At 58.2% G+C, this 25,335-nt stretch carries 21 protein-coding genes; 14 read left to right on the top strand and 7 right to left on the bottom strand.

Translation table 11 applies throughout. The features are described from left to right. Window positions 1–103 precede the first annotated feature (103 nt). From ACG74X_RS02935 to ACG74X_RS02905, 7 genes are all read left to right on the top strand, one after another. The gene (locus tag ACG74X_RS02935; protein ID WP_411232608.1) at window positions 104–982 is read left to right on the top strand and encodes a LysR substrate-binding domain-containing protein; all 879 of its coding nucleotides are present in this window, start codon (window positions 104–106) and stop codon (window positions 980–982) included. A gap of 56 nt (window positions 983–1,038) precedes the next feature. Beyond that, window positions 1,039–2,565, top strand: a complete 1,527-nt coding sequence (locus tag ACG74X_RS02930; protein ID WP_411232607.1) for a sulfatase-like hydrolase/transferase — start codon at window positions 1,039–1,041, stop codon at window positions 2,563–2,565. 234 nt (window positions 2,566–2,799) lie between these two features. Further along, window positions 2,800–4,839, top strand: coding sequence for an ABC transporter substrate-binding protein (locus ACG74X_RS02925; protein WP_411232606.1), 2,040 nt, complete (start codon window positions 2,800–2,802; stop codon window positions 4,837–4,839). Between the two features lie 119 nt (window positions 4,840–4,958). Then, entirely contained in the window at window positions 4,959–5,963 is a 1,005-nt protein-coding gene (locus tag ACG74X_RS02920; protein ID WP_411232605.1) for an ABC transporter permease, read from the top strand. 4 nt (window positions 5,964–5,967) lie between these two features. Beyond that, window positions 5,968–7,131 (top strand): ABC transporter permease, encoded by a 1,164-nt coding sequence (locus ACG74X_RS02915; protein ID WP_411232604.1) that lies wholly within the window; start codon window positions 5,968–5,970, stop codon window positions 7,129–7,131. Further along, window positions 7,128–8,123 (top strand): ABC transporter ATP-binding protein, encoded by a 996-nt coding sequence (locus ACG74X_RS02910; RefSeq protein WP_411232603.1) that lies wholly within the window; start codon window positions 7,128–7,130, stop codon window positions 8,121–8,123. The genes ACG74X_RS02915 and ACG74X_RS02910 overlap by 4 nt, the downstream gene beginning before the upstream one ends. Further along, a complete protein-coding gene (locus ACG74X_RS02905) occupies window positions 8,120–9,121 on the top strand; it encodes an ABC transporter ATP-binding protein (RefSeq protein WP_411232602.1) in 1,002 nt (333 codons plus the stop codon). Before ACG74X_RS02910 ends, ACG74X_RS02905 begins: the two co-directional genes overlap by 4 nt. A gap of 22 nt (window positions 9,122–9,143) precedes the next feature. Here the strand turns inward: ACG74X_RS02905 and ACG74X_RS02900 are convergent, their stop codons facing one another. Beyond that, the gene (locus tag ACG74X_RS02900) at window positions 9,144–11,132 is read right to left on the bottom strand and encodes an SGNH hydrolase domain-containing protein (protein WP_411232601.1); all 1,989 of its coding nucleotides are present in this window, start codon (window positions 11,130–11,132) and stop codon (window positions 9,144–9,146) included. A gap of 254 nt (window positions 11,133–11,386) precedes the next feature. Further along, window positions 11,387–12,781, bottom strand: coding sequence for an O-antigen ligase family protein (locus ACG74X_RS02895; RefSeq protein ID WP_411232600.1), 1,395 nt, complete (start codon window positions 12,779–12,781; stop codon window positions 11,387–11,389). A 308-nt stretch (window positions 12,782–13,089) separates the two neighbouring features. On the opposite strand from ACG74X_RS02895, the gene xsc reads away from it, so the two are divergent. Together xsc and ACG74X_RS02885 are read left to right on the top strand one after the other, a co-directional pair. Beyond that, window positions 13,090–14,868: a sulfoacetaldehyde acetyltransferase gene (xsc, locus tag ACG74X_RS02890; protein ID WP_411232599.1), complete on the top strand. Its 1,779-nt coding sequence runs from the start codon at window positions 13,090–13,092 to the stop codon at window positions 14,866–14,868. A gap of 2 nt (window positions 14,869–14,870) precedes the next feature. Next, window positions 14,871–16,031: an acetate/propionate family kinase gene (locus ACG74X_RS02885; protein ID WP_411232597.1), complete on the top strand. Its 1,161-nt coding sequence runs from the start codon at window positions 14,871–14,873 to the stop codon at window positions 16,029–16,031. A 1-nt stretch (window position 16,032) separates the two neighbouring features. Here ACG74X_RS02885 and ACG74X_RS02880 read toward each other — a convergent pair whose 3' ends face one another. Continuing rightward, window positions 16,033–16,896: a phosphate acyltransferase gene (locus ACG74X_RS02880; protein WP_411232596.1), complete on the bottom strand. Its 864-nt coding sequence runs from the start codon at window positions 16,894–16,896 to the stop codon at window positions 16,033–16,035. A 179-nt stretch (window positions 16,897–17,075) separates the two neighbouring features. Here ACG74X_RS02880 and ACG74X_RS02875 point away from each other — a divergent pair, with 179 nt between their 5' ends. Genes ACG74X_RS02875 through ACG74X_RS02855 form a run of 5 tightly spaced genes read left to right on the top strand, consistent with a single transcriptional unit; the run spans window position 17,076 to window position 22,720 of the window. After that, window positions 17,076–19,904, top strand: coding sequence for a molybdopterin oxidoreductase family protein (locus ACG74X_RS02875; protein ID WP_411232594.1), 2,829 nt, complete (start codon window positions 17,076–17,078; stop codon window positions 19,902–19,904). Then, entirely contained in the window at window positions 19,901–20,050 is a 150-nt protein-coding gene (locus ACG74X_RS02870; protein ID WP_411232593.1) for a hypothetical protein, read from the top strand. The genes ACG74X_RS02875 and ACG74X_RS02870 overlap by 4 nt, the downstream gene beginning before the upstream one ends. A 49-nt stretch (window positions 20,051–20,099) precedes the next feature. Continuing rightward, the gene (locus ACG74X_RS02865) at window positions 20,100–20,861 is read left to right on the top strand and encodes a 4Fe-4S dicluster domain-containing protein (protein WP_411232592.1); all 762 of its coding nucleotides are present in this window, start codon (window positions 20,100–20,102) and stop codon (window positions 20,859–20,861) included. Next, window positions 20,861–21,733, top strand: coding sequence for a dimethyl sulfoxide reductase anchor subunit family protein (locus tag ACG74X_RS02860; protein WP_411232591.1), 873 nt, complete (start codon window positions 20,861–20,863; stop codon window positions 21,731–21,733). Before ACG74X_RS02865 ends, ACG74X_RS02860 begins: the two co-directional genes overlap by 1 nt. Before the next feature lie 12 nt (window positions 21,734–21,745). Beyond that, window positions 21,746–22,720 carry an ester cyclase gene (locus tag ACG74X_RS02855; RefSeq protein WP_411232880.1) on the top strand — a complete coding sequence of 325 codons (975 nt, stop codon included), beginning with the start codon at window positions 21,746–21,748 and terminating at the stop codon, window positions 22,718–22,720. Here the strand turns inward: ACG74X_RS02855 and ACG74X_RS02850 are convergent. The 4 genes from ACG74X_RS02850 to ACG74X_RS02835 are packed head-to-tail and all read right to left on the bottom strand — an operon-like array spanning window position 22,717 to window position 25,220. Then, a complete protein-coding gene (locus ACG74X_RS02850; protein WP_411232590.1) occupies window positions 22,717–23,715 on the bottom strand; it encodes a LacI family DNA-binding transcriptional regulator in 999 nt (332 codons plus the stop codon). The genes ACG74X_RS02855 and ACG74X_RS02850 overlap by 4 nt on opposite strands. Further along, the gene (locus ACG74X_RS02845) at window positions 23,712–24,236 is read right to left on the bottom strand and encodes an ester cyclase (protein WP_411232588.1); all 525 of its coding nucleotides are present in this window, start codon (window positions 24,234–24,236) and stop codon (window positions 23,712–23,714) included. The genes ACG74X_RS02850 and ACG74X_RS02845 overlap by 4 nt, the downstream gene beginning before the upstream one ends. A gap of 60 nt (window positions 24,237–24,296) precedes the next feature. Further along, window positions 24,297–24,941 (bottom strand): DUF1523 family protein, encoded by a 645-nt coding sequence (locus ACG74X_RS02840; RefSeq protein WP_411232586.1) that lies wholly within the window; start codon window positions 24,939–24,941, stop codon window positions 24,297–24,299. Window positions 24,942–24,953: 12 nt separating this feature from the next. Then, the gene (locus ACG74X_RS02835) at window positions 24,954–25,220 is read right to left on the bottom strand and encodes a hypothetical protein (RefSeq protein ID WP_411232585.1); all 267 of its coding nucleotides are present in this window, start codon (window positions 25,218–25,220) and stop codon (window positions 24,954–24,956) included. Between the last annotated feature and the right edge of the window lie 115 nt (window positions 25,221–25,335).

Raw genomic sequence — 25,335 nt, 5'->3', positions numbered from 1 at the left:
TGGCCACCGGATATGAGCCGCGCTTTTGCATATGTAAAATCTTTGTTTTCTATTGATTGATAGGGTAAACTTATATGACGTCATTGCGTCTTGAGGACAGTTCATGCGCTACACTCAGCTTCGTGCCTTTCACCATGTTGCATTGCATGGCGGTTTTTCGCGGGCAGCACGGGCGCTCAATATCTCGCAACCTTCGGTTTCCGATCAGGTCCGCCAGTTGGAACAAGCCCATGATGTTCTGCTGTTCTATCGGGAGGCCCGCCAAGTGCGCATGACCGCAGCCGGTGAAGCCTTGTTTCGCCTGACCAGCGAGATGTTCGAGGTGGAAGAGCGGATTGGTGCCTTGTTCAACGAAAACCGCGCCGTGTTAAGTGGGACGTTGCGGATCATGGCGGATTCAGCGATGCACGTTACAGATGCGGTCCGACGTTTTCGTGAGGCCAATCCTGACGTCTTTGTCACAATCCAGACCGGCAATACCGAAGATCTGTTGCGGCGTTTGCGAAACTATGAGGCCGAGATTGGCGTTGTTGGCAGTGCGATTTCCGCCCCTGACCTTGATCGTGTGGATTTGGGCCGCACGCCGATCCTTGCCTTAGTGGCAAATGATTTCTTTCCACGCTCTGTCACGACATTGCGTTTTGGTGATCTTGGCACCTATCCGTTGATTTACCGCGAAGAGGGGTCTCGCACCCGGTCAAAGGTTGTCGAAGAGGCCGCGCGCCTGAAACTGGCCCTGTCGCCATCGATTGAAGTTGAAGGGCGCGAAGCGATGCGCGAAGTGGTGGCGTCCGGTGCGGGCATCGGATTCATCAGCGAGGCGGAGTTCGGCCATGACCGGCGATTGCGGGCTATCCCGTTCACAGATGTCGACATTGGCATGTCTGAATCGCTCATCACCCTGTCGGTGCGGCGCGATGTGCCCCTGATCCGAGGCTTTTTGAAAGCGGTGCAAGTATCGGCGCGATCGGATCATCCATAGGCTTTGGCTATGGAAGTATAGTAATGATGCATCTTTACATATGTTGCTGACTTGTCATGATCGGCCAATATTTGGGATGTATCGTGACTGAAACAAAGCTGAATACGCTTTTTATTGTCATTGACCAGTTGCGCGCCGATTGTGTGTTCGGCCCTCTGGCGCAGTATCTTGAGCTGCCAAACATTCGCGCATTGGCCGCTGATGCGGTGTCGTTTCACAATCATTATTCGGTCACCGCCCCATGTGGCCCGTCGCGCGTGTCAATGCTGACCGGGCAATACGCGTCGAACCATCGGGCCATACGGAATGGAACGCCGCTCAAGCGCGATACGCCGAACCTAGCCACGGCAGCACGCGACCACGGGTATGATCCGCTGTTGTTCGGATATACCGACACCGCACATGACCCGCGTTTTCTGGCCCCGGATGATCCGCGTCTGTTTTCGTATGAAGAGCTGGCGGCAGGTTTCCGCGAAGCCGTACGGATGCGGTTTGAAAGCGACTATTCCGAGTGGGAGACCTATCTGAAAGCACAGGGATACGCACCCGCTCCGTTTCCCGATTTGTACCAGCCTGTCGGCGATACACCGGATACACCGGCGTTCTATGCCGCCGAACACAGCGATACGGCGTTTCTGACAAATCGCACCCTGGACGTACTGGCCGATCAGCCACAGGGATGGTTTGCGCATCTGACCTATATTCGACCGCATCCGCCTTTTGTGGCACCCGCGCCTTACAATTCACTTTACGCATCAGATGCCATGCCCGCACCAAAAGCGGCTAACGATCCGGACTGGCATGATTTCCTTGGTCCGGCGCGTGCGGTTTCGCCGGTGTCTCGTGTCGTTGAAGGATTTCCTGATCTAAAGGAGAGTGACGACACCACAAAGATGATCCGCGCTTTGTATTTCGGGTTGGCGACCGAGGTCGATCATCACATCGGCCGCATTGTGAGCTGGCTCAAGCGCAGTGGGCAATATGATGACACGCTGATCGTGGTGACCTCTGATCATGGTGAACTGCTTGGCGATTATGGGATTTGGGGCAAACGCACATTTCACGATGCGGCATTTCACGTCCCGTTGATCATACGCGACCCAAAGGCGTCCGAGAAAGGTGTAACGGTCACCGCTGCAACGGAATCCATTGATGTCACCCCGACAATTCTGGACTGTCTGGGCGCAAAGATTCCACACTCGATGGACGGGCGCAGCCTTCGGCCTTTCCTGAACGGTGCGCCCCCACCAGACTGGCGACGCGTCACCATTTCAGAGCTGGACTTTGCCGATCCGGTTGCTCCGACCCTGTGGCAACAGAGGCTTGGTGTGTCGCTGGATGGTGCGAATCTTGCTGTGCTGCGCAAAGACACGATGCGTCTGGTCCAGTTTGCCGAAGGGCTTGATCCGATCCTGATGGATGTTTCCGAAGGCAAAGAAGACCATAATTTGGCAAAAAAGCCGGATCACATGCAGACAATGCTTGATTTGATGCAAGAATTGCTTTGCCATCGAATGATTAACACAGACGGCACGTTTTCGCGAACCCTGATTACGGAAGACGGCGTGAAGGTGGCCTCATAGATGACTGTAGGCCGTGTCACGTGGGTGTCACCGTTGTCAGACATAAACCGTTCAGCGGATGCGATGCCGAACCAGGAAGAAAAGGAGATGCTGAGCTGATGCAGTTTTCGTGCGATGCGAACTGCCAAAACATACGTGCGATCTGCAACCACGTCTTTGACTGACCTGTAACCGGGTCAGGACAACAAAAAGGGGGAAAACCCCCGACACCACTTGGAACCAACAGGAGATAAAATGAAACGGATTTTACTTTCAGGCGTGGCCTTCATTGCGCTGCCGGCTGCGGCCTATGCCAATTGCCCGGCTGTGACAGTGGCCGACATGCAAGGTATCGCAGCCGGAGAATTCCCGCAGCAATATGAAGCGGCCGCCTTTCAGGAAGCTGCCGGATGCACGATGGAGTTTTCAGCCAATCCCGAGATCGTAGCGCTGAACGCGATGATCAAGGGCAACCCGGACCTGCCCCCATTGGCCGAGCGTTTGCCGTCGGAGCCTTTGGTTGTCATCCCGTATGACAGCATTGGAACCTATGGCGGTGAATTGAACGTGCTGTCGAACGCCACCGAAGCGGGAACCTCCGACTTTTTGTCGGTGCGGCACGTAAGCCTTGTGCGGTACTCCGATGACCTGCAGACAATCGTGCCCAATGTCGCAAAGTCATGGGAATGGAACGATGATTACACCCAGCTGACGATGAAGCTGCGCGAAGGTCATAAGTGGTCTGACGGTGCGCCGTTCACATCTGCGGATGTTGCGTTCTGGCATGACAATCTGATGCTAGACACCAACATTTTCGAGACGCCAAAGGACTATATCACTGTTGCTGGTGAGCCGATGACGCTTGAAACGCCGGATGACACGACGCTGATCTTCAACCTGCCAGCGCCAAAGCCCGGTCTGATTGCGCATTTTGCGACCCATTATTCGCAACCGTTCATGCCCAAGCACTTTCTTGGCCAGTTCCATCCCGACATTAACCCCGATGCGGACAGCTATGCCCAAAGCCTTGGGTTTGAGAACGGCTATGACGCGATCCTTGCCTATTACGGCAATTCGGACTGGACGGATACGCCAACACCGATGTTGTCGCGTGCGGACATTGCCGATGGTCTGCCGAAATCAACCTATCCAACCTTGGAAAGCCACATCTACATTCGCGACACGACCGAAGGTCGGAAACTGGTGGCGAACCCGTATTTCTTTCAGGTTGACCCAACCGGTCAGCAATTGCCGTATATCTCGACCCAGGATGAGCTGTTCATCAACGACAACGAAGTGCGCATCCTGAAGCTTGTGAATGGTGAGGTGGATTATAAATCGCAGTCGCTGCAGCTGGCGTCTGCTCCGATCCTTCTTGAGAACCAGGAAAGCGGGAATTACACAATCCACCTTCGGCCCGAGATCACACAGTCGGTGTTCGCGTTCAACGTCACGCACCCCGATGAGGCCAAGCGCGCCGTATTCAGCGATCTGTCGTTCCGCGAAGCGATGTCAGTTGCCATAAATCGCGAAGAGCTGAACGAGATCGGCTTCTTCGGTCAGGGAACGCCCCAGCAATATGTCGGCTTTTCGCCTTTGCCGGAATTCGTTGATCAAAGCTGGCTGAACTATAAAGCCGAGTATGACCCCGATGCGGCCAATGCGGCGCTTGATGCGCTGGGCATGGCGGACACGGATGGCGACGGTTTCCGCGAATTGCCGAATGGGGAAAAACTGGTGCTGAACCTCAACTTCTCGACCCAGGGCGTTGCCGGTCAGACAGTTGAGCTTGTAGCGCAAAGCTGGGCCGATGTGGGCATTCAGTCAGTGGTCAAAGAGGTGACGCCGGATGAATACCGGTCTGCGCAATCTTCGAACCAGCTGGACGTCGCAATGTGGCGCAAGTCGCAGCCGCTGGCGATTGTTCTGGGCAACAACGAGCTCTGGGTGCCGCCATACGAGAACTACTTTGGCGTCCGCAACGCGATGCTTTGGGCCGAATGGGTGGATTCCGATGGGTCCGCAGGAGTCGAGCCGCCGCAATGGGCGAAAGACATGATGGATAACATCAACGCGCTTCAGTCCGCAGCACAGGGCACGCCGGAGTTTGAGCAGCTTGCGAATGATCTGGTGAAGGCCAAGGTCGAAAACATGATGTTCATCGGCACCGTCAACGCGCCTGCGCCGATCTATCAGAATAATGATCTGAAAAACTTTACTGACTTCAAGACGCATTCTTACGAGTACTACCGGACATATCCATACCGGGCGTCGCAGTGGTGGCTGGACGAATAGATCCACATGATCATGGCATGGGCGGCTTTGGCCGCCCGTGCCCATTCAAGGCAACGACCGCAGTCTGAATCACATCTCGACACGAACGAGAGGCCAGACGCCATGCAGGGACAAACTACATGTTAAACTTCGCACGTTTCGTGATGACGCGCGCAATTCTCGCGATGATTACCTTGGTCATCGTGTCTTTGGTTGTGTTCTCGCTCATGGAGTTGGTGCCAGGGGATTGTGCCGAACGCTATCTGGCGTTCAAAAATACACAAGGTTCCGGTATTTCGGTTGCCGATATCGAAAACGAACGCATCCGGCTTGGGCTTGATCGCCCGTTTCTGGAACGTTGGGGCAAGTGGATCGTCGGGGCCTTTCAGGGTGAATTCGGCGACAGCTGTATCCTGCGTGTGAACATCGCCCAGCTTCTGGGTGACAAGTTCTGGATCTCGCTGGGTCTGTGCCTGGCGTCTCTCGTTTTGGCCTATGCCATCGCATTGCCGGTGGGCATCATCGCCGCCGCGTCTGACAATGCGGTGCTGAACAATTCGCTGCGACTGTTCAGCTATCTTGGTCTGGCAATGCCCAACTTTCTTTTGGCGTTGATGATCATGCTGTTTTCGACCGTCTATTTCGGGGACACCCTGACAGGCCTGTTTTCGGCCGAATACCGGGACGCAGACTGGAGTTGGGGCCGGGTGAAAGATTTGCTGAGCAACGCCTGGCTGCCCATCTTTATTCTTGGCTGGTCGGCAACCGCCTTTGCGCTTCAAACCGTGCGCGCGTTGATGTCGGACGAGATCGGCAAGCTCTACGTGACCGCCGCCGCCGCGCGTGGTGTGCACGGGCGCAAGTTGCTCTGGAACTATCCAGCCCGGCACGCGCTGGGCCCGATTGTGAACAGCCTTGGCTTTGACCTGAACCGGATCTTTAACGAATTGCCCATTGTCGCGTTGATCCTGACGCTGACCGAAGCGGGCGCTCTTTTGATCGAAGCGCTGGCGCGGTCCAATGACCAGCAGTTGGCCGGTGCGATCATCTTCCTTTTGACCGCGTCGATTGTGACGCTGAATTTCCTGACGGACGTGTTGCTTGCGGTGCTTGATCCGCGTGTCCGCAAAAGCATTGTGAGGTGATGATATGGTAACAACACCCGACGATATCCTGTCTTTGCCCAACGAAGACACTTCGATTCAAAAGTCAAAAGAAGCGTATTTTACCGCGTCGCAAGGACAGCTCATCTGGGCGCGGTTCAAAAAGCAACGTGCTGCGATGGTTGCGGCCTGTGTGCTTGCCGTTCTTGTGCTATCCGGAATTTTCGCCCCTTTTCTATCGCCATACGACCCAACGATTGCGGGCAAAAACGACGCCTATCTGAATGGCGCACCGCAGGTTCCGATGTTCTGTGACGTGAACGGCTGTTCCATGCGCCCGTTTGTGCATGCCGTCGAACGAGAGCGGTCTTTGGCCACCAATTTCCGGTGGGTGACCACAATCAATGAAGACGAACGAAATTATGTCTACTTTTTCGTCGAAGGATGGGAGTACAAGCTGTTTGGCTTTATCCCGATGGACACGCATCTGTTCGGCACCAAAGAGGGCTTTGTCCACGTCTTCGGCACAGATGCCAGTGGCAAAGATATCTTCTCGCGTACCTTCCACGCGATCTGGACATCCCTGAAGGTCGGGACGATTGGCGTGTTCATCGCCTTTGTGCTGGCGCTCGTGATCGGGGGGATATCCGGGTATTACGGCGGATGGATCGACAGTTTCTTACAAATGATCACCGATGCCGTGCGAACCGTGCCTGCCATCCCACTTTTCATGGCGGTCGCGGCCTTTATGCCGCCCGAGATGACGGCGGAGCAACGGTTCTTCTATATATCCCTGATACTGGGTTTAATTGGCTGGCCCACCTTGGCAAGACGGGTTCGCACGCATCTGTTGACAGAACGCAATCAGGAATATGTGCTTGCCGCGCAACTGTGCGGCGCGTCTTCGGGCCACACGATCCGGCGGCATCTGCTGCCCAGTTTTACCAGCTACATCATCGTCGATCTGGTGATTTCATTCCCCTACATGGTGCTGTCCGAAACCGCGCTGAGCTTTATCGGTCTTGGCCTCAAAGACCCGGTGAACAGTCTTGGTGTGATGCTTCAGAATGTGACCAGCGCTGATGTGCTTTTGAACTACCAATGGTACTTCATCCCGGTGATCTTTTTCATCGCGCTGGTGATGGCCTTTGTGTTTGTCGGCGACGGCTTGCGCGACGCGGCAGACCCTTACTCGGATAACAACAAATGACTGCGCTGATAGAAGTAGAAAACCTCACGCTCAAATTCCGGACAGACGAAGGTCTGATCACTGCCGTCGATAACGTCAGCTTTTCGGTAAACAAAGGCGAGGTGATGGGTTTGGTCGGAGAATCCGGGTCGGGCAAATCCGTGACCGCCAAGGCGTTGATGCACCTGAACGCCAAAAACGCGGTCTATACGCCGGAAAGCAAGATCACGCTGCACTCTGAGGCCGGCGCAGTGGATGTGCTGTCGCTGAAAACGCCGCGCGAGCTGAACATCGTGCGCGGTGGCGCGGTGTCGATGATCTTTCAGGAACCGATGGCCAGCTTTGCCCCCGCCATCACCATTGGCAAACAGATGGTCGAGCAGCTTCAACTGCATGGCGATTATTCCAAGCAACAGGCCAAGACGATTTCTGTTGAAATGCTGGACCGCGTGGGTATTTCCGACGCGGCCAAGCGGTTTGATCAATACGCGTTTGAACTGTCCGGCGGCATGCGTCAGCGGGCGATGATCGCCATGGCGCTGTCAACGCAGCCCAAGCTGCTGATCGCGGATGAACCGACCACAGCGCTTGACGTGACCATTCAGGCGCAGGTGATTGACCTGATGAAAGACCTCGTGGCCGAGTTTCACATGGGAATCGTGTTCATCACGCATGATCTGGGTGTCGTCGCGCAAACCGCGGACAAGGTGAACGTCATGTATCTGGGCCGCATGATCGAGGAAGGCCCGGTGCGCGAGGTGATCCGCAACGCCAAGCATCCCTATACGCAGGGCCTTTTGGCGGCGTTGCCGAAACTCGATGATCTGGATGCGCCGCTGACGCCTGTGCCGGGGGATATTCCTTCGCCTTTGGAACGCCCGTCAGGCTGTGTTTTTCACACCCGCTGTCAGCAGGTGGTCGGCGATGTTTGCGCGCAATCGGTGCCGAAAGATCACGCTGTGGATGCAACACATCACGTGGCCTGCCACATCTATGACGAGGTGCCCGCATGAGCGATGTCCTGATCCGCGCCGATAAACTGTCGGTGGGCTTTCCTATCGGGGGCGGGCTGTTCGGCAAACAGGTGCTGAAGGCGGTCGATAACGTGTCGCTTGATATCGAAAAGGGATCGTTCTTTGGGCTGGTTGGCGAAAGCGGCTCTGGCAAGACAACGCTGGGGCGCGCGTTGCTCAAGGCGGCGCCAATCACCTCGGGTGGTGCGCATTACAGCGATGGCGAGGTCGATTATGACCTTGAAAACATCACCAAAGAGCAACTGAAAGATTATCGCAAACGGGCGCAACTGATCTTTCAGGACCCCTACGCAGCGCTTAGCCCGCGCATGACGGTGCGCGATATCATTGCCGAACCGTTGGAGGTGATGAAACTGACCCGCACGCGCGAGGAAACGGATGCCCGCGTGCGCGAGATCGCGGCGAAATGCCGTTTGAACCTCGAACACCTGCGCCGCTTTCCTCATGCGTTCTCGGGCGGCCAACGGCAACGCATATCCATCGCGCGTGCTTTGGTGTCTGCGCCCAAGTTTATCGTGGCGGATGAAAGCGTGGCGGCGTTGGATGTGTCGATCCAGGCGGATGTGCTGAACCTGTTGAAACAGATCCAGTCCGACATGGGCCTCACCTTTCTGTTCATCAGCCATGATCTGTCAGTTGTGGCACATACCTGTGACCACGTCGCGGTGATGTATCTGGGGCGCTTGGTGGAAACCGCGCCAACCCGCAAACTGTTTGAAGCGCCGCGCCACCCCTACACAAAAGCGCTTTTCTCGGCGATCCCGTCTCTTGATCCCGATGACCGGGGTTCGGCGCAAAAGCTGACCGGGGAAATCCCGTCGCCCACCAATCAGCCGACAGGTTGCAAGTTTCACACCCGCTGCCCGTTTGCGATTGACCATTGCAAAAGGGTCGAACCGACGTTGGAAACCGATGGGTCAGGACATGATGTGTCCTGCCATCGGTGGAAGGAACTGATGACATCCGAAGCGGCGTAAGTGCGACTTTTGCAGCCGAGGATCAGTTGAGCGTGTCGCGGCGGATCGCGACATGCGTCTGTGCGCGTTTGAGGTCTTTAGTCAGGATGCCGCTGAGCGACAATGCCCCGGATGGGGTCAGCAAGGTGGATGAGGCATAGTCGCTCGACAGCCCCCCCCGCGCGTCGCATCGCGAGGCTGTGCAAAATGCGGGCCAGCTGTCGACATAGGTCAAGCGGCCTTTGGCAGACAATATGCGGAACATATCATCAACCTGCGTGTGCCGCTCTTGCGCCTGATTGACAGGCACGAAATCCGCCAGCGACGGCATAGAATGGTAAAGCCATTGTCCAGGCGCGCTGGAGCGGGCGGCAATTTCAGCGTTGAACCGAGGAAGCGCCGGAACCTGGCGCAAGACCGAAACCCGCAGACCTGTATCGACCAGCGACTGAACGGTGTGGCGAACCGCTGTCTCTACATATTCAGACTGCCGAGAGATGTTAAACGGTGTCCCGTCCACCGGACCAAGCCGCAGGGGCGGGCGTGGCTGAAACTCTGCCTGGGTGTCACCAAGATAGTATAGCCAATCGGCAACCAGGGTGACCTGCCGGATGCTGCTTAGATGGGGCAATGCCTGCAGCACTTGTGCAGAGTGCTGGTCACAGCTGCGGCCGCTGACTTTGCCCGCCGTGGCAAAGCGGGTTTGCAACCCGTCAAGCGGCACGCAATTCGGTTGCGCGATCAGAAGTGTCGAGACACCCGCACGGCGCGCAGCCTCGGCAAAGCCGCTCTTCATGGCAAGCAGTTGATGGTCGCCCCAAACAAGCACAGTCGGAGGCCCTTTGGGGCCTGCCTGGCAAACGCGCAATCCCGCCAGCGGACCGTCTTCGCGGATCGGACAAAGCTCGGTGTGGCGCGTCTGATCGAGGGCGTGAATATAGGCGCTGGCGCGTTCCGAATAGCGCAATTGCATGCCTTGCGCGCTTAGGCTGATGATTCCATTGGCAAAGAGAATTCCCGCGATCACGGCCGTTGGCGTGATCCGGTCAAGTTTCATGCTGTGTTCGACCTTTTGCCAGACAGACCAGGATAGAAGCGCCAAAAGCAGGCAGGGTATCAAAAGTGCGGTAAAGGCCGGTCCGCTTGGGTCCATGATATCAAGCGCCGCGGTCAGTTGCGCCAAAGGAACCGCCCACAAAAACAAATGCAGCGCCATGCCAAACCACCGGCGGCGGCGTTGCGTGTCACCTGCTCTTGATGCTCTGGGCCGGCTTCCAAGATACAGGAATGCGATTGCAAGTGCGAAAAACACCCTTGCAAAAAGCGTATCCCCGGTCGCCGTGACCGCCAGTATTCCTGTCAAAAGGTTGATGATCCCCAGCAATAGGGAATATCGCAAGATGCGGTAACGGTTTGACGCAAAAAACGGAGTGGCCCCGCATAAAAAGGCCCACAATCCCCCGATGGGAAGCAATTCTACAAATGGAGACTCGGACGTGGAGGCGATCAAAGATGCCACGGCAAGCACGCCAAGTGTCAGCAACAACCGCTGTGTGTTTTTCCGAAACAGCCAGCATAACACAACAAGAAGCCCGCAACATTGCGCGATCAATGCCGGAACCCAAAGATGGTCCAAAAGCCCATCAAAGCGCAAAAGCGCGTCTTGGGGCAGAAGGGCGAGTTCAAAATTGGTGGTGAATGTCGCTGCAAACAGCAGGGACCGGCCAAGGTGGAGATACTCGCTTGGCAAAAAGACGAGCCACCCAACCAGAAACAGAACGGTTGAACAGCACAAAAGTCCAACAAAATAGGCCTGCAGAACGCAGATGGCCTGTTCCTTGAAAATGGGAATTCCACGGATCAGTTGGTTCGCGCACCAGCCACCGCACAAGACAAGAACGATGTCGGCCGCAAAGGCCATCGGGCCACCGTCACGGGTTCCCAACGTCGAAAGCACAAAGGCGACGCCCGCCAGCGCAACCAGAAACTGGCGCACCTCGGATCGGGACGACACTGTGTCCGGCACATGCACTATGGCTGATGAGTCTTCGTCTATTCGGGTTTTCACCAGAGCACTAAACTACATTACGGCCCCACACCGTTCAGCCTTGATAGCCGTTGCGCCGGTGTGTCAGCAATGAGTAATCTGGAAACAGTCTGTTACGTAACGTCAATATTGGTTGGGATCGGCGCTGCTTTGCGACATTCGAGAGGCGGGTTTCCTGCCTGCCGTAAATCGCGACATTGTTGAAATCTGCATGACAAACCGACCAGAACCGCGCTGGTTCAAAGCACTGGTTTCCACTGCAACCTGTCTTCCGTCGGGTAGGTGTACCGCGTTGTTTTCAGTGTTTCGGCGTAGCCCGTCAATGCCCCTGCCATTAACCATGTCAGGGGTGTCAGGGTCGCATTGGGCAACATGTCGAACACGTTGACCGCCAATATCAAAGACATCGGAACGATCAAAAGCGAATAGCTGTCGGGGGTTCGATACCGCGTTTCGCGCCACAACATAAAGATCGGCAACACCAAAAGCCCGAATTCGGCAAGAAAGCCCAGCCATCCGAATTGGCCGATCAAGATCACCCAGCGGCCATCTGTGACGGTTTCGATTTCCCCGGTTGCGGGGTTCATGATTTGATTTCGGTCGTAGTTCCCCCAACCAAAAAATGGCTTCTCGCTCGCGCGTTCCAGCAGTTGGTTTTCGTTCCCGAACCGAAAGCCCAGCGATTGCGCGCGCGCCGGATCAATGCGTTCGGCGAATTCCAAAAGACGGTCCTGGGGCACCAGATCAACGCCTTTCAAGGCCGGATAGGCTACGGCAAATGTGGCGATGCACACCGCCAGTCGCATCTGCCATCGGGACCCGATAAACAGAACGACAGGTATCAGCACAGCCGCAAACAGCCACGCTCCAAGTGATTTCGCCAGAATCAGCACGCCGGTCAGGGCTACGGCGATAATCAGAAGAATCCAGTTCCGTTTTGTTTTTTCCGTTCGCCACAAGGCATAGGCGGACAAGATCGCCATAAGCAAGAAGAACGCGGCCCAGATGCCGTGATACAAAAACACCATCGGTCGGAAACCGCCAAACCGGATCGTCTGGATAAAGTCATGCTGGTAATATCCGTAGATCCAGAAATTCAATTGCGGCGACAGCCGAATTTCAATCAGCATAGGCAGCGCGTAAATGACCCCCCCGATCATAAAGGCGTACATCAGATCGCGTTGATCCTCGGCTGTTGCCAGGAAACGCCGCGCCAGCAAGAACGGAATGATCAAAAGAACTTGCTGAATGACGATGGCCAGCGCATCCCGAAGTCCCATGCCCTGAATTTGAAACTGACCCCATTCCACGGGTTCCGTGTTCAATATGGTGGTGGCGATGGGGCTAAAGATAAACAGCAAAAACAATCCGTTGGTCACGGGCGATCGAGGCAGAAAGTTCTTCTGATGTCCGTAGAGCCAAAGCCACATCACAAGCGCGCTCAGCGCCGGGATCGTATGTTTCGTCAAAGGGGGGACAAGCGGAAAATCGAACCCGGCGGGGGGTTCAGGCAGGAAAAGATAACCGATCAACAGCGTCGCAATCACAGCACGCCCCGGCGGAAGTTTCAGAAAAAGGACCACCGTCACCACCGGCCAAAGCGCCAACGTGAGGGTTGCCAGTGCGTTTGGCATCGTTTTGCCTGCCTTTGGCCTGATACAAGGTCGCGACTGTGTCTTTGCGACCCTACGAAACGTTTCGGACGGGCTTGTCACCCTTGCAGACCTGTATACTGCATCCTGATTTCGTCTCAAATAGCACCGGAATGTAGCAAAACCATGGTGCGAAAGGCGGTCTTTTATCCGATCGCGGCTGCTGAAACTGCTGTGAATTGGCTATAACCTGGGGTGCCAGGTGGACCTATCGGCGACTCTGACTCGCCGTTATGTCTGCCGCAATCGCGCTGGCTGCTTGGCCTGCGTCCTTGTTTGGGAGAGCCACCATGAAAATGACCACCGAAGAAGCGTTTGTCAAAGTCCTCCAGATGCACGGCATCGAACATGCGTTCGGCATCATCGGGTCTGCTTTCATGCCGATTTCCGACATTTTCCCCAAAGCGGGCATCACCTTCTGGGACTGCGCGCATGAAGGCTCGGGCGGGATGATGGCCGATGGCTACACCCGCGCGTCCGGCAAGATGTCGATGATGATCGCACAGAACGGGCCGGGCATCACCAACTTCGTGACGGCTGTAAAGACCGCCTACTGGAACCACACGCCGCTGCTGCTGGTCACACCGCAGGCCGCGAACAAAACCATTGGCATGGGCGGGTTTCAGGAGGTCGAGCAGATGAAACTGTTCGAAGACATGGTGGCCTATCAGGAAGAGGTCCGTGACCGCACCCGCGTGGCCGAAGTGCTGAACCGCGTGATCCTGAACGCCAAGCGCGCCTCTGCCCCGGCGCAGATCAACATGCCGCGCGATTTCTGGACTCAGGTGGTCGATATCGACCTGCCCGAAATCGTCGAATTCGAGCGTCCCTCTGGTGGCGAAAGCTCGATCCAGAAAGCGGCGGAGTTGCTGTCCGACGCCAAATTCCCCGTTATCCTGAACGGCGCGGGCGTTGTCCTTGGCGGCGCGATCCCGGCGTCGATGGAACTGGCCGAGCGTCTGACTGCCCCGGTTTGCGTGGGCTACCAGCACAACGACGCGTTCCCGGGTTCGCACCCGCTGTTTGCCGGGCCTTTGGGCTACAATGGGTCCAAGGCGGGCATGGAATTGATCTCTCAGGCGGATGTGGTGCTGTGCCTTGGCACGCGCCTCAACCCGTTCTCGACCCTGCCGGGCTACGGCATCGACTACTGGCCCAAGGACGCGAAGATCATTCAGGTCGACATCAACCCGGATCGCATCGGCCTGACCAAAAAGGTCAGTGTCGGCATTGTCGGCGATGCGAAGAAGGTGGCCGAAGGTATCCTTGCGCGCCTGTCCGACAGCGCTGGGGATGCAGGCCGGGAAGAGCGCAAGGCGACCATCGCCAAAACCAAATCGACATGGGCGCAGCAGCTGTCCAGCATGGATCACGAAGATGACGATCCCGGCACTACATGGAACGAACGCGCCCGCGCGGCGAAACCGGATTGGATGAGCCCCCGCATGGCCTGGCGCGCGATCCAGTCTGCGCTGCCGAAAGAGGCGATCATTTCGTCCGACATCGGCAACAACTGCGCCATCGGCAACGCCTATCCATCGTTTGAGGAAGGCCGCAAATACCTGGCACCCGGTCTGTTCGGCCCCTGCGGCTACGGCTTGCCCTCAATCGTCGGCGCCAAGATCGGGTGCCCGGACACACCCGTGGTGGGCTTTGCAGGCGACGGCGCGTTTGGCATCTCTGTGCCTGAACTCACCGCGATTGGCCGCCCCGAATGGCCCGCGATCACGCAGATCGTGTTCCGCAACTACCAGTGGGGCGCGGAAAAGCGGAATTCGACCCTTTGGTATCAGGACAACTTCGTCGGCACCGAACTGGATGAAGGCGTCAGCTATGCCGCGATTGCATCGGCCTGTGGTCTGAAAGGCGTTGTCGCGCGCACGATGGAAGAGCTGACCGATGCCCTGAACACCGCGATCAAGGACCAGATGGAGAACGGCGTAACCACCCTGATCGAAGCGATGATCAATCAGGAACTCGGTGAGCCGTTCCGCCGTGACGCGATGAAAGCGCCTGTTGCCGTGGCGGGGATCGACCCTGCCGATATGCGCCCGCAAAAGGTCGCCTGACCATGACCGACCCCGCTTCCGGTGCCTCCATTCTGGTGCTGAATGCGGGGTCGTCCTCGATCAAGTTCGCGGTGTTCGACGCGGACCTGACGGAAACCCTGTCCGGCATGACAGACGCCATCGGCGGCGCGTCAACACTTCGGATCGGGGATGAGACGCGCGATGTCGCTCTGGCGGATCATGCCGGGGCGCTTGCGGCCATCCTTGACGCGCTGGCGGACCGGGGTATCACGCCCGATACCCTGCGCGCGGTGGGGCATCGCGTTGTGCATGGCGGGCCGAACCTGACCCGCCCGATGCGCGTCACCGACGATGTGCGCGCCGAAATCGCCAATTGCACACCGCTTGCCCCGCTGCACAACCCGCACAACCTCGCCCCGATGGATGCCCTTGCGCGTTTGGCCCCGAACGTGCCGCAATTTGCCAGTTTTGACACGTCTTTTCATGCGACGAATCCAAGTGTCGCCACGCGCTATGCCATCCCCAAGATGATCGAAACCAAGGGAATCCGGCGCTACGGGTTCCACGGGTTAAGCTATGCGTCCCTAGTGCGCCGTCTGCCCGAGATTTCGGGGATGCCACTTCCGTCGCGACTGCTCGCGTTTCACCTTGGCAATGGTGCGTCCTTGTGCGCCATCAAGGATGGGCAGTCCATTGCAACCACGATGGGCTATTCGCCGCTGGATGGGCTGACCATGGGCACACGCTCTGGCGGGATCGACGCCAATGCGGTGCTGCGGTTGGTCGAGGAAAACGGGTTGGAGCGCACCAAAGAGCTTCTGAACCACGAAAGCGGCTTGCTGGGCCTGTCAGGCGGCAAGTCAGACATGCGCAAGCTGATGCTTGATGCGTCTGAGGATAGCGCCTTTGCGGTCGAGCATTTCTGCTATTGGACATTGCGTCACGCCGGGTCTTTGATTGCCGCCTTGGAAGGCGTGGACGCCATCGCCTTTACCGGCGGCATCGGCGAAAACGCGGTCGATGTGCGCGCGCGGATCTTGCGTGGGTTGGAATGGACGGGTGTGCAGGTTGATCCAGATGGCAATCGGCGCAGTCGCTCGCGTTTGCACACCAACGCGTCCCCTGTCGCAGCCTGGGTCATTCCGGCCCAAGAAGAGCAGATGATTGCGCTGGATGCGCTGGCTCTTTTGTCAGCCGAATGATTTACTTGGCTTGGGTCAATGCAATGGTCACAAGAGTTGATTCAACAATATCGTTGACCGTTGCACCACGGCTAAGATCGCAGATGGGATGGGCAAACCCTTGCAAAAACGGGCCAATCGCCTGGGCGTTTCCAAGTTCCTGGCACAACTTGTATGCAATGTTGCCCGCATCGAGCGACGGAAAGACCAGCACGTTTGCCGCCCCATCGCCCAAGCCTTTCTTGTGTGCAATTGCCGCGTTCAAGGCGGCATCGGCCTGGATCGGACCCAAAAAACCGGTGGCATCTGCTGCCGCGCGCACTCTATCCACGCTTTCGCCTGCGCCACTGCTTCCGGTTGAAAACGACAAAAGCGCCACGCTGGCCTTTCCCAACAAGACGCGCCCGGTGCGTTCTGATGCCTGTGCGATGGCTTGCAATGCGACGGCATCGGGCGAAACATTCACAGCGCAATCTGCGAAGATAAATTCCCGTCCGTCCGGAAATACCATCAAAAAACAAGAAGATGGAAGGCTGACGCCCTTGGCAAACCCGATACCTATACTGGCCGCTTCTATGACCCGCCGCGTGGGGCTATCGGCCCCGGCAATCATCGCGTCTGCCTGGCCCGCCCGAACCATGGCAGCGGCGCGATATAGCGGCTTATGCAACAGCCTGCGGGCAATGGCCTCTTTGGTGCCACGGGCCTGCGTCATTGCGACCACAAGATCCTCGGTGATCTCATCGGAAACCGGGATGGGCGTACAAAGGCCGTCGGTGCGCAGGCGGGACGCGGCCTCTGCGACGCGCGGATCGTTAAGCTCTGGAAACACAACTCTGGCGTTAACCGATGCGGCGACTGCACGCGCGGTGTTCAAGGCGCTCATACTGACCTCCAAATTTAGTGTCAGAGGAGCCACCGTCCGTCAGGAAGGTCAAGAAAAACCGGAGTAAACAAATCTCATGTAAGCGCTTGCATTTTGCCGCTTTACGATTGGCGCGGAAACATGAACACTATGGCAAACTCTGCACGGGGCGGCATCCGGGCAGGAAAGGGAGGAAACCTATGGGTCACGTCCAGCCAGAGCTTGATCTGTCACCGAAAGTGTCAGACGAAATCCGCAAGACGACCTGCTATATGTGCGCCTGCCGCTGCGGGATCAACGTGCATATGAAGGATGGCAAGGTGGCCTATATCGAAGGCAACCGCGACCATCCCGTGAACCAGGGTGTGCTGTGCGCCAAGGGCAGCGCCGGCATCATGCAGCACAACGCACCGTCCCGCCTGCGCGCGCCCTTGAAACGGGTTGGTCCGCGCGGGTCGGGCGAGTTTGAAGAGATCTCATGGGACGAGGCGCTTGAGATCGCAACAGGGTGGCTCAAGCCGATCCGCAACGAAGCCCCCGAAAAGCTGGCCTTCTTCACAGGCCGCGACCAGTCGCAGTCTTTTACCTCCTTCTGGGCACAGAACTTCGGCACGCCGAACTATGCCGCGCATGGTGGCTTCTGTTCGGTTAATATGGCTGCCGCTGGCATCTACACCATGGGCGGCGCGTTCTGGGAATTCGGCCAGCCCGACTGGGACCATACCAAGCTGTTCATGCTGTTCGGTGTGGCAGAGGACCACGACAGCAACCCGATCAAGATGGGCATCGGCAAGATCAAGGCGCGGGGGGCCAAGGTCATCGGCGTGAACCCGATCCGCACCGGCTACAACGCTGTGGCGGATGATTGGGTCGGCATCACACCCGGCACCGATGGTCTGTTCATCCTCGCCATTGTGCATGAGCTGCTGAAAGCCGGGAAGATCGACCTCGACTACCTTGCCCGCTTCACCAATGCGCCGGTTCTGGTGAATGGCGATCCGAAGTCGCCGGAGCACGGCCTCTTCCTGAAAGATGACGATGGCAAGCCGCTGGTCATAGACCGCGTGACAGGCAAGCTGACGCCGTTTGACCAGCCGGGCGTCAAGCCCGACCTTGCCGCCAGCTACCGCCATGCCGGGGTCACGCACAAGCCGGTGATGCACCTCTTGGCCGAACGCTACCTTGATCCACAATACGCGCCCGAAGCAGTGGCCGAGACCTGTGGCGTCTCCGCCGAGCGTATCAAGCGCATCGCGGCCGAGATTGCGCATGTGGCCTTCGATCAGGCGATCGAGATTGATCAGGAATGGACCGACTTCCGCGGTGAAAAACACGCCAAGATGGTCGGCCGGCCCGTGTCGTTCCACTCCATGCGCGGGATTTCCGCGCATTCCAACGGCTTCCAGACCTGCCGCGCGCTGCATGTGCTGCAAATCCTGCTGGGCAGTGTAGAAGTCCCCGGCGGCTTCCGCTTCAAACCGCCCTATCCCAAGCCTGCAACCGCGCACCCGAAGCCGCATTGCAAGGTCACACCCGGCGCGCCGCTCGACGGCCCGCATCTGGGCTTTGTGCACGGCCCCGATGACCTTTGCCTGAAAGGCGACGGAACCCCTGCCCGCATCGACAAGGCGTTCACCTGGGAAAACCCGATGAGCGCGCATGGGCTGATGCACATGGTCATCTCGAACGCCTATGCCGGCGATCCCTACAAGATCGACACGTTGTTCATGTATATGGCGAACATGTCGTGGAATTCGTCGATGAACACGACCGGCGTGATGAAGATGCTGACGGATACGGATGAAAACGGCGATTACGTGATCCCGCGCATCATCTACTCGGATGCGTATTCCTCGGAAATGGTGGCCTATGCTGATCTGATCCTGCCGGACACGACCTACCTTGAGCGGCACGATTGCATCTCGCTCCTCGACCGCCCGATCTGCGAGGCCGATGCCGCCGCCGATGCGATCCGCTGGCCTGTGGTCGAACCTGACCGCGATGTGCGCGGGTTCCAGTCGGTGCTGTGTGATCTTGGCGCGCGGCTGAACCTGCCGGGGTTCGTGAACGAGGACGGCACCCAGAAATACGCCGATTACGCCGATTACATCACCCACCACCAACGCCGCCCCGGTGTTGGGCCACTGGCGGGTTGGCGCATGGGCGAGGACGGGCTGACCGAAGGGCGCGGCGATGTGAACGAGGCGCAGCTGGACAGCTACATCGCCAATGGCGGCTTCTGGATGAGCCACGTTCCCGAGGAAGGTCTTTACTACAAACCGTGGAACAAGGCCTATCAGGACTGGGCGGTCGATATCGGCCTCTACGACGCACCCGCGCCTTACATCTTCCAGCTTTATGTTGAACCCATTCGCAAGTTCCAGCTTGCCGCCGAAGGGCATGGCGACCGCCAACCGCCGGACCACCTGCGCGCGCGGATCAAACACACGCTCGATCCGCTGCCGATCTGGTATCCGCCGTTCGAGGACGACAGCGTCGATACCGCCGAATTCCCGATCCACGCGCTGACCCAACGGCCCATGGCGATGTACCATTCCTGGGGCACCCAGAACGCCTGGCTGCGGCAGATTCATGGGCATAACCCGATGTACCTGCCGACGAAGCTTTGGGAACAGCAGGGCTTCAAGACCGGCGACTGGGCGCGCGTGACCTCTGCCCATGGCAAGATCACAGTCCCGGTCGCCCATATGGCCGCGCTGAACGAGAACACGATCTGGACATGGAACGCCATCGGCAAACGCAAGGGGGCTTGGGCACTGGACACCGACGCGCCGGAGGCGACCAAAGGCTTCCTGCTCAACCACCTGATCCACGAACTCCTGCCGCCCAAAGGCGATGGGCTGCGCTGGGCCAACTCGGACCCAGTCACAGGGCAGGCCGCGTGGTTCGACCTGCGCGTGAAGATCGAAAAGGTCGCCGCCCCGGCCGAGGCGCAACCCGCACAGCCGCCCCTCAAATCGCCGGTAGGCCAAGGCCCCGATGAACTGCGTTGGAAGGTAGACCCATGAATACCGCGATGAAAGCAACCCTGATCCTGATTGCCGTGGTCCTGATCGGCATGGCTGTGTCCTTCATCTGGTTCGTCAGCACCTGGGACAAAGAGGCGGAAGAGCCCGTTGTCCTGATGCCCGCACCCGTGGAGGCCCAGGCATGACCTCCTGCTTCTTCTTTTCAAAAATATGCAAATCCGACGGAGGCCATCCATGACCCAGCTTCCACAAAAGACCGAGCGCAAGATGGGCCTCGTGATCGACCTTGATACTTGCGTGGGCTGTCACGCCTGCGTCGTGTCCTGCAAAGGCTGGAACACCGAAAACTACGGTGCGCCCCTGTCAGATCAGGACCCGTATGGCGCGAACCCGTCCGGCACCTTCCTCAACCGCATCCATTCCTATGAGGTGCAGCCCGAAAGTGGCCCGGCGCAGTTGATCCATTTCCCCAAGTCCTGCCTGCATTGCGACGACGCGCCTTGTGTGACGGTTTGCCCCACCGGGGCCAGTTACAAGCGGGTCGAGGACGGGATCGTTCTGGTCAATGAAAAGGACTGCATCGGCTGCGGCCTTTGCGCGTGGGCCTGCCCCTACGGCGCGCGGGAACTGGACCAGGCCGAAGGGGTGATGAAGAAATGCACCCTGTGCGTGGACCGCATCTATAACGAAAACCTGCCCGAGGAAGACCGCGTGCCCGCTTGCGTGCGCACCTGCCCGTCGAACGCGCGGCATTTCGGCGATCTAGGCGACCCTGACAGCGAGGTGAGCCAACTGGTTGCCGAACGCGGCGGGATGGACCTGATGCCGGAACAAGGCACCAAGCCTGTCAACAAGTACCTGCCACCGCGTCCCAAGGACACGCTGAACGAAGGCCCGCGCGAAGAGATCGACATTCTTGCACCGCTGCTTGCCCCGGTCGCGGAAGAGCCCAAGGGCTTCCTCGGCTGGCTCGACAAAACGCTGGAGAAGCTCTGATGCATCCAGCCCCGTCTATCATCGCCTTCAGCACCTTCTCGGGCCTTGGCCTTGGCCTCTTGTTCTGGCTGGGCATCGACACAACCGCGCCAACCGGCTGGGTGGGCTTTGCGTTCTTCGCCATCGGATACGTGCTGGCCGTAGGCGGCCTGATCTCGTCCACCTTCCACCTTGGCCGCCCGGAACGCGCGATCAAGGCGTTCACGCAATGGCAGACAAGCTGGCTGTCGCGCGAGGCGTGGTGCGCGGTCGCAGCCCTTGTCACGATGGGGATTTACGCGTTTCTGCTGGTCTTCTTTGACACGCAAATCCACGTCCTCGGCTGGATCGGCGCGGTGTTTTGCCTGCTGACGGTCTACACCACGTCGATGATCTATGCGCAGCTCAAGACAGTGCCGCGCTGGAACACGGCGCTGACCTCGGCGCTATTTCTGGCCATTTCGATCGCGGGTGGCGCGCTTCTGTCGGGGCGCGTGACCATCGCGCTGGTGCTTCTGGTCATCGCCGGAGGTCTGCAATTCCTGTGGTGGAAAACCGGCGACACGCGGTTCAAGCAAAGCGGCACCGACATGAAAACCGCCACCGGCCTTGGCACCATCGGCGAGGTCCGCGCCTTCGAGCCGCCGCATACCGGCACCAACTATCTTCTTGATGAAATGGTCTACACCATCGGCCGCCGCCACGCCGAAAAGCTGCGTCTCATCGCGCTGGCGCTGATGCTGGTAATTCCGGTGATCCTTTTGATGCTTCCCTATCCGCATGTGTTTGGCGTATTGGCCCTGCTGAGCCATATCGCTGGCGTGCTGGTGTCGCGCTGGCTGTTCTTTGCCGAAGCCGAACACGTTGTCGGCCTCTATTACGGGATGCGCTAAACCATGTCATTCATGCCGGGGTTCGATCCGCGCTGGGCCAATGTGCCGGACTACATTCTGGGGATCACCAAGGACATCTGGGAAGACAGGGGCATTCACACCCTGCACGACTATTACGGGCCTGACCTGATCGTGCGGTCGCCTGCGTCGGTGATCAAAGGCAACAGGGGCATCATTGCTGCCACCGAAGCAACACTGGCCGAGTTTCCCGACCGCGAATTGCTGGGCGAAGACGTGATCTGGTGCGCCACCGGCGAGGACAGTTTCCTGTCGTCGCACCGCCTTTACTGCACCGCCACGCATGAAGGCGCGGGCATGTACGGCGCGCCAACCGGGCGCAAATTGGCCTATCGCATTTTGGCCGATTGCTGGTGCCGCGACAACGGTGTGCAAGACGAATGGCTGGTGCGGGATCAAGGCGCCGTGGTGCGCCAGATGGGCCACGACCTTGTGGATTGGACCCGCGCCCTGATCGTGCGCGAAGGTGGTCCAGAGGCCTGTGTCAAACCGCTCACCCCCGAGACGGACATGCCCGGCCCCTATCAAGGCACCGGCAACGACGATCCATGGGGGCACACGCTGGCAGACCTGCTGACCCGCATCGCACAGGCCGAGTTCTCGATCATCCCCAAACAATACGACCGCGCGGCAGAGTTGGCCTATCCCGGCCATAGGGATGGTGCGGGGCATGGCGATGCCGACGCGTTCTGGATGGCCTTGCACGCCGCGTTTCCGAATGCGGAATTCTCGATTGACCACAAGATTGGCGTGGAAGACCCACTGTCACCGCCGCGCGCCGCTGTGCGTTGGTCGCTTTTCGGAGCGCATAGCGGTTGGGGCATGTTCGGCCCGCCGACCCAGGCCCCGGTTTACATCATGGGCATCACCCACGCAGAATTCGGGCCATACGGCCTGCGTAGGGAATGGACACTGATTGACGAGACTGCGATCTGGAAACAGATCCTGCTTGCCACCGGCGATGTCTAGGCGCTGGTTCTCTGGATCAGGGTAACGGGCAGAGGGGGCTTGGGTTTGGTACTGTGTCCCTGAATGTCGCACATCAACGCCTTGACCGTTGCCGCGACCATGGCCTCTGCATCCTGGCGCACTGTTGTCAGCCCATAGGCGGGCCACGCGGCTGCCGGCACATCGTCAAAGCCGATCACCGCAACATCGTCGGGCACGGATAGCCCAAGTTCAGCACGCAAAACATCCATCACGCCAAACGCCATATAGTCATTGGCCACGAACACCGCGTCTGGTCGAACATCCGTATCGAACATTCGCCGCGCCGCGTTCTGAGCGCGGTTAAGGCGAAAATCCCCGACCTCGCGCGCAAAAAGCCCAAGCCCTGCCTCGCGCAGACCCTCCATCAGCCCTGCCTCGCGGTCGCGTTGTGTGCTGGCCCCTTCCCATCCGGCGATATGGCCAATCCGGGTGCGACCCAAACGTGCCAGATGCGCGGCCGCAAGCCGTCCGCCGGTGTGATTGTCGGATACAATGGCGAGGCCACCCTCTGTTTCCACCCTGCGATTGAACAAAACCACGGGCACCCCCGAGGCGCGACACCGGTCCGCCAAATCAGAGCTCAGGGCGACCGAGGCAAGAACCAGACCATCCACCTGATAATCCAGGATCTGGCCAACCACCTCTTCCACGTCGCTGGCCGCGTGCGAGGCCATGAAGACAAGAACGTGATAGCCTTCACGTTCCAATGCGTCTGACAGCAATTCCAGAACTGTTGGATAAAAATGGTTATCAAGATAGGCCACGACGAGGCCGATGATCTTGCTTTTGCCGGTCAGCATGGCGCGGGCCAGCACGTTGGGGCGGTATCCCAATGCGTCGGCTGCGTCGCGCACTTTCTGGGCGGTGCGCGCACTGACGGATGCACCCGGGGTAAACACCCGGCTGACCGCCGACCGGCTCACCCCCGCGCGCTTGGCCACATCAAGCGATGTGACTTTGCCTGCCGTGCTCATGGCTCTGGTGGGGTCCGGTCACCCCGGTCATATGCTTCCCAGCCTTGCCCATTGAACACATCAACACCAAGCTGGGCCAGAACATCGGGAAAATCGACCATCACATAGTTGTCGACGATTTTGCCATCGACCACTTTCCAGAAATCCATATAGCGGATCGTGACCTTTTTGCCGGTCGCGTCGACCCCCATGAACGGGCCGGAATGCACAGCCTCCTGTCGCCCGAACGCAGCGGCCCATTCGCCCATATACAGGCGCGCCTCGTCGATACAGACCTTGTCAGAGAACGCGGCCTGAAACGGCTTTTGCCAATTGTCCTGAAATTCCCGCAGGCCGTCCTTTGTGCCACAGCCGGTGTTGCCCATCCAGCGAAAGCCCTGGGCAAAGAACTCTCCGATATCGGCAATCCGATGATCGTTCAGACCATCCACCATCGCTTCGATCACGCGACGGGTGTCGTCGGTTTTGGACAGGTCCGTATCCCGCGTCAGAGCGGCCTGTTCGGGTCTTGCACCAACCATCGTTCCCCCTTGCACGCGTTTGCAAAACTCTGACCCCAAGCGCAGGTTTTGGCAAGCGCGTTAGTGCGACTTCCGGCTGTCCAGCCACCGGCGAAAGCGGCTGCGCCGCCGTGCAATGCCGTCACCCATCGCCTCGAACCCGCCTTCGACATCTTCCAGAACCGGGTCAATCCGTGCGCGCCGGAACCGTCGCCAGCGGACCCATATCGCCCAGAACAGCGCGGCAAGCAGCGTCAGGACAATGATGCTGACCCAGGGAATGATCCGCACATCCGGGCCCGCCACCGGTTTCACACTGATCGCATTGGGGAAAATCGACAGAAATTCATTGCGCCATCCGTAATGCTTGATCGCATACCATTCCGGTTCGGCCTTGTTGGAAATCGCATCATTGGCTTCGGTATACAGATTTGCGGTATCGAATTTGAAATAGGGCGGCCAACCCCACCCGGTGTCCTCGTTGCGATAGACCATCGCGCTGCCATTGGGCAGCACGGCTTGAATGAACTGCACATCACGATTGGCAAGGTTGACCGATTGATTGTCGGGCACGGACCAGAAAATGCGTGTCCAGTCGGTCAGGTCCTGGCGTTCCTCATAGGTGTTCACGATCCGCACCACATCATTCTGGGGCAGGGTGTAGTGCAAAAGCGAGCCCAACGCGGCCCAAAACACGATAATAATTGCCCATTTGATATAACTCACGGTCACGCCCCCTTAGTGGAAATTCGTGAAATAGATGATCGCAGACATAAGCGTCAGCGGCACGATATACACCCCCAGAATGAGCTTGCGCCGCAAAGACCCATCATATTCGCGCAATCCGGCTTCAACAAACGTGTCCTTATCGCCTTGCTGAATCTCTTCGTCCCATTCTTTCTCCAGCTTGTCCCGCCGCACTGCGCGGGAATAGAGCGAAAGGCTGATATAGACCACGCTCAGCACCAGGAACGCGATCACCAAAAGCCGACCAAATGCAAACATACCCTACCTCCGAACCGGGCCCCAGGCGGCAACCCGCGTGAGGGCATCGTCGCGGATTGGCACCGGTTCCACAAGCGGCGCGTCGCCGCTTTGCCGGATAAATCTGTGTTTTGAA

The sequence above is a fragment of the Marivita sp. S0852 genome (genome assembly GCF_046591575.1).
GTDB lineage: Bacteria > Pseudomonadota > Alphaproteobacteria > Rhodobacterales > Rhodobacteraceae > Marivita.
Note: the sequence above shows the minus strand (reverse complement) of the source record. Positions and strands in the feature narration are given on the sequence as shown.

Coding starts and splice junctions, on each gene's coding strand:
- ACG74X_RS02915 (WP_411232604.1), top strand. CDS start 5,968: ATGGTAACAACACCCGACGATATCCTGTCTTTGCCCAACGAAGACACT.
- ACG74X_RS02895 (WP_411232600.1), bottom strand. CDS start 12,781: ATGCCAAACGCACTGGCAACCCTCACGTTGGCGCTTTGGCCGGTGGTG.
- ACG74X_RS02875 (WP_411232594.1), top strand. CDS start 17,076: ATGGGTCACGTCCAGCCAGAGCTTGATCTGTCACCGAAAGTGTCAGAC.
- ACG74X_RS02930 (WP_411232607.1), top strand. CDS start 1,039: ATGATCGGCCAATATTTGGGATGTATCGTGACTGAAACAAAGCTGAAT.
- ACG74X_RS02920 (WP_411232605.1), top strand. CDS start 4,959: ATGTTAAACTTCGCACGTTTCGTGATGACGCGCGCAATTCTCGCGATG.
- ACG74X_RS02885 (WP_411232597.1), top strand. CDS start 14,871: ATGACCGACCCCGCTTCCGGTGCCTCCATTCTGGTGCTGAATGCGGGG.
- ACG74X_RS02860 (WP_411232591.1), top strand. CDS start 20,861: ATGCATCCAGCCCCGTCTATCATCGCCTTCAGCACCTTCTCGGGCCTT.
- xsc (WP_411232599.1), top strand. CDS start 13,090: ATGAAAATGACCACCGAAGAAGCGTTTGTCAAAGTCCTCCAGATGCAC.
- ACG74X_RS02925 (WP_411232606.1), top strand. CDS start 2,800: ATGAAACGGATTTTACTTTCAGGCGTGGCCTTCATTGCGCTGCCGGCT.
- ACG74X_RS02865 (WP_411232592.1), top strand. CDS start 20,100: ATGACCCAGCTTCCACAAAAGACCGAGCGCAAGATGGGCCTCGTGATC.
- ACG74X_RS02910 (WP_411232603.1), top strand. CDS start 7,128: ATGACTGCGCTGATAGAAGTAGAAAACCTCACGCTCAAATTCCGGACA.
- ACG74X_RS02935 (WP_411232608.1), top strand. CDS start 104: ATGCGCTACACTCAGCTTCGTGCCTTTCACCATGTTGCATTGCATGGC.
- ACG74X_RS02870 (WP_411232593.1), top strand. CDS start 19,901: ATGAATACCGCGATGAAAGCAACCCTGATCCTGATTGCCGTGGTCCTG.
- ACG74X_RS02850 (WP_411232590.1), bottom strand. CDS start 23,715: ATGAGCACGGCAGGCAAAGTCACATCGCTTGATGTGGCCAAGCGCGCG.
- ACG74X_RS02905 (WP_411232602.1), top strand. CDS start 8,120: ATGAGCGATGTCCTGATCCGCGCCGATAAACTGTCGGTGGGCTTTCCT.
- ACG74X_RS02880 (WP_411232596.1), bottom strand. CDS start 16,896: ATGAGCGCCTTGAACACCGCGCGTGCAGTCGCCGCATCGGTTAACGCC.
- ACG74X_RS02845 (WP_411232588.1), bottom strand. CDS start 24,236: ATGGTTGGTGCAAGACCCGAACAGGCCGCTCTGACGCGGGATACGGAC.
- ACG74X_RS02855 (WP_411232880.1), top strand. CDS start 21,746: ATGCCGGGGTTCGATCCGCGCTGGGCCAATGTGCCGGACTACATTCTG.
- ACG74X_RS02835 (WP_411232585.1), bottom strand. CDS start 25,220: ATGTTTGCATTTGGTCGGCTTTTGGTGATCGCGTTCCTGGTGCTGAGC.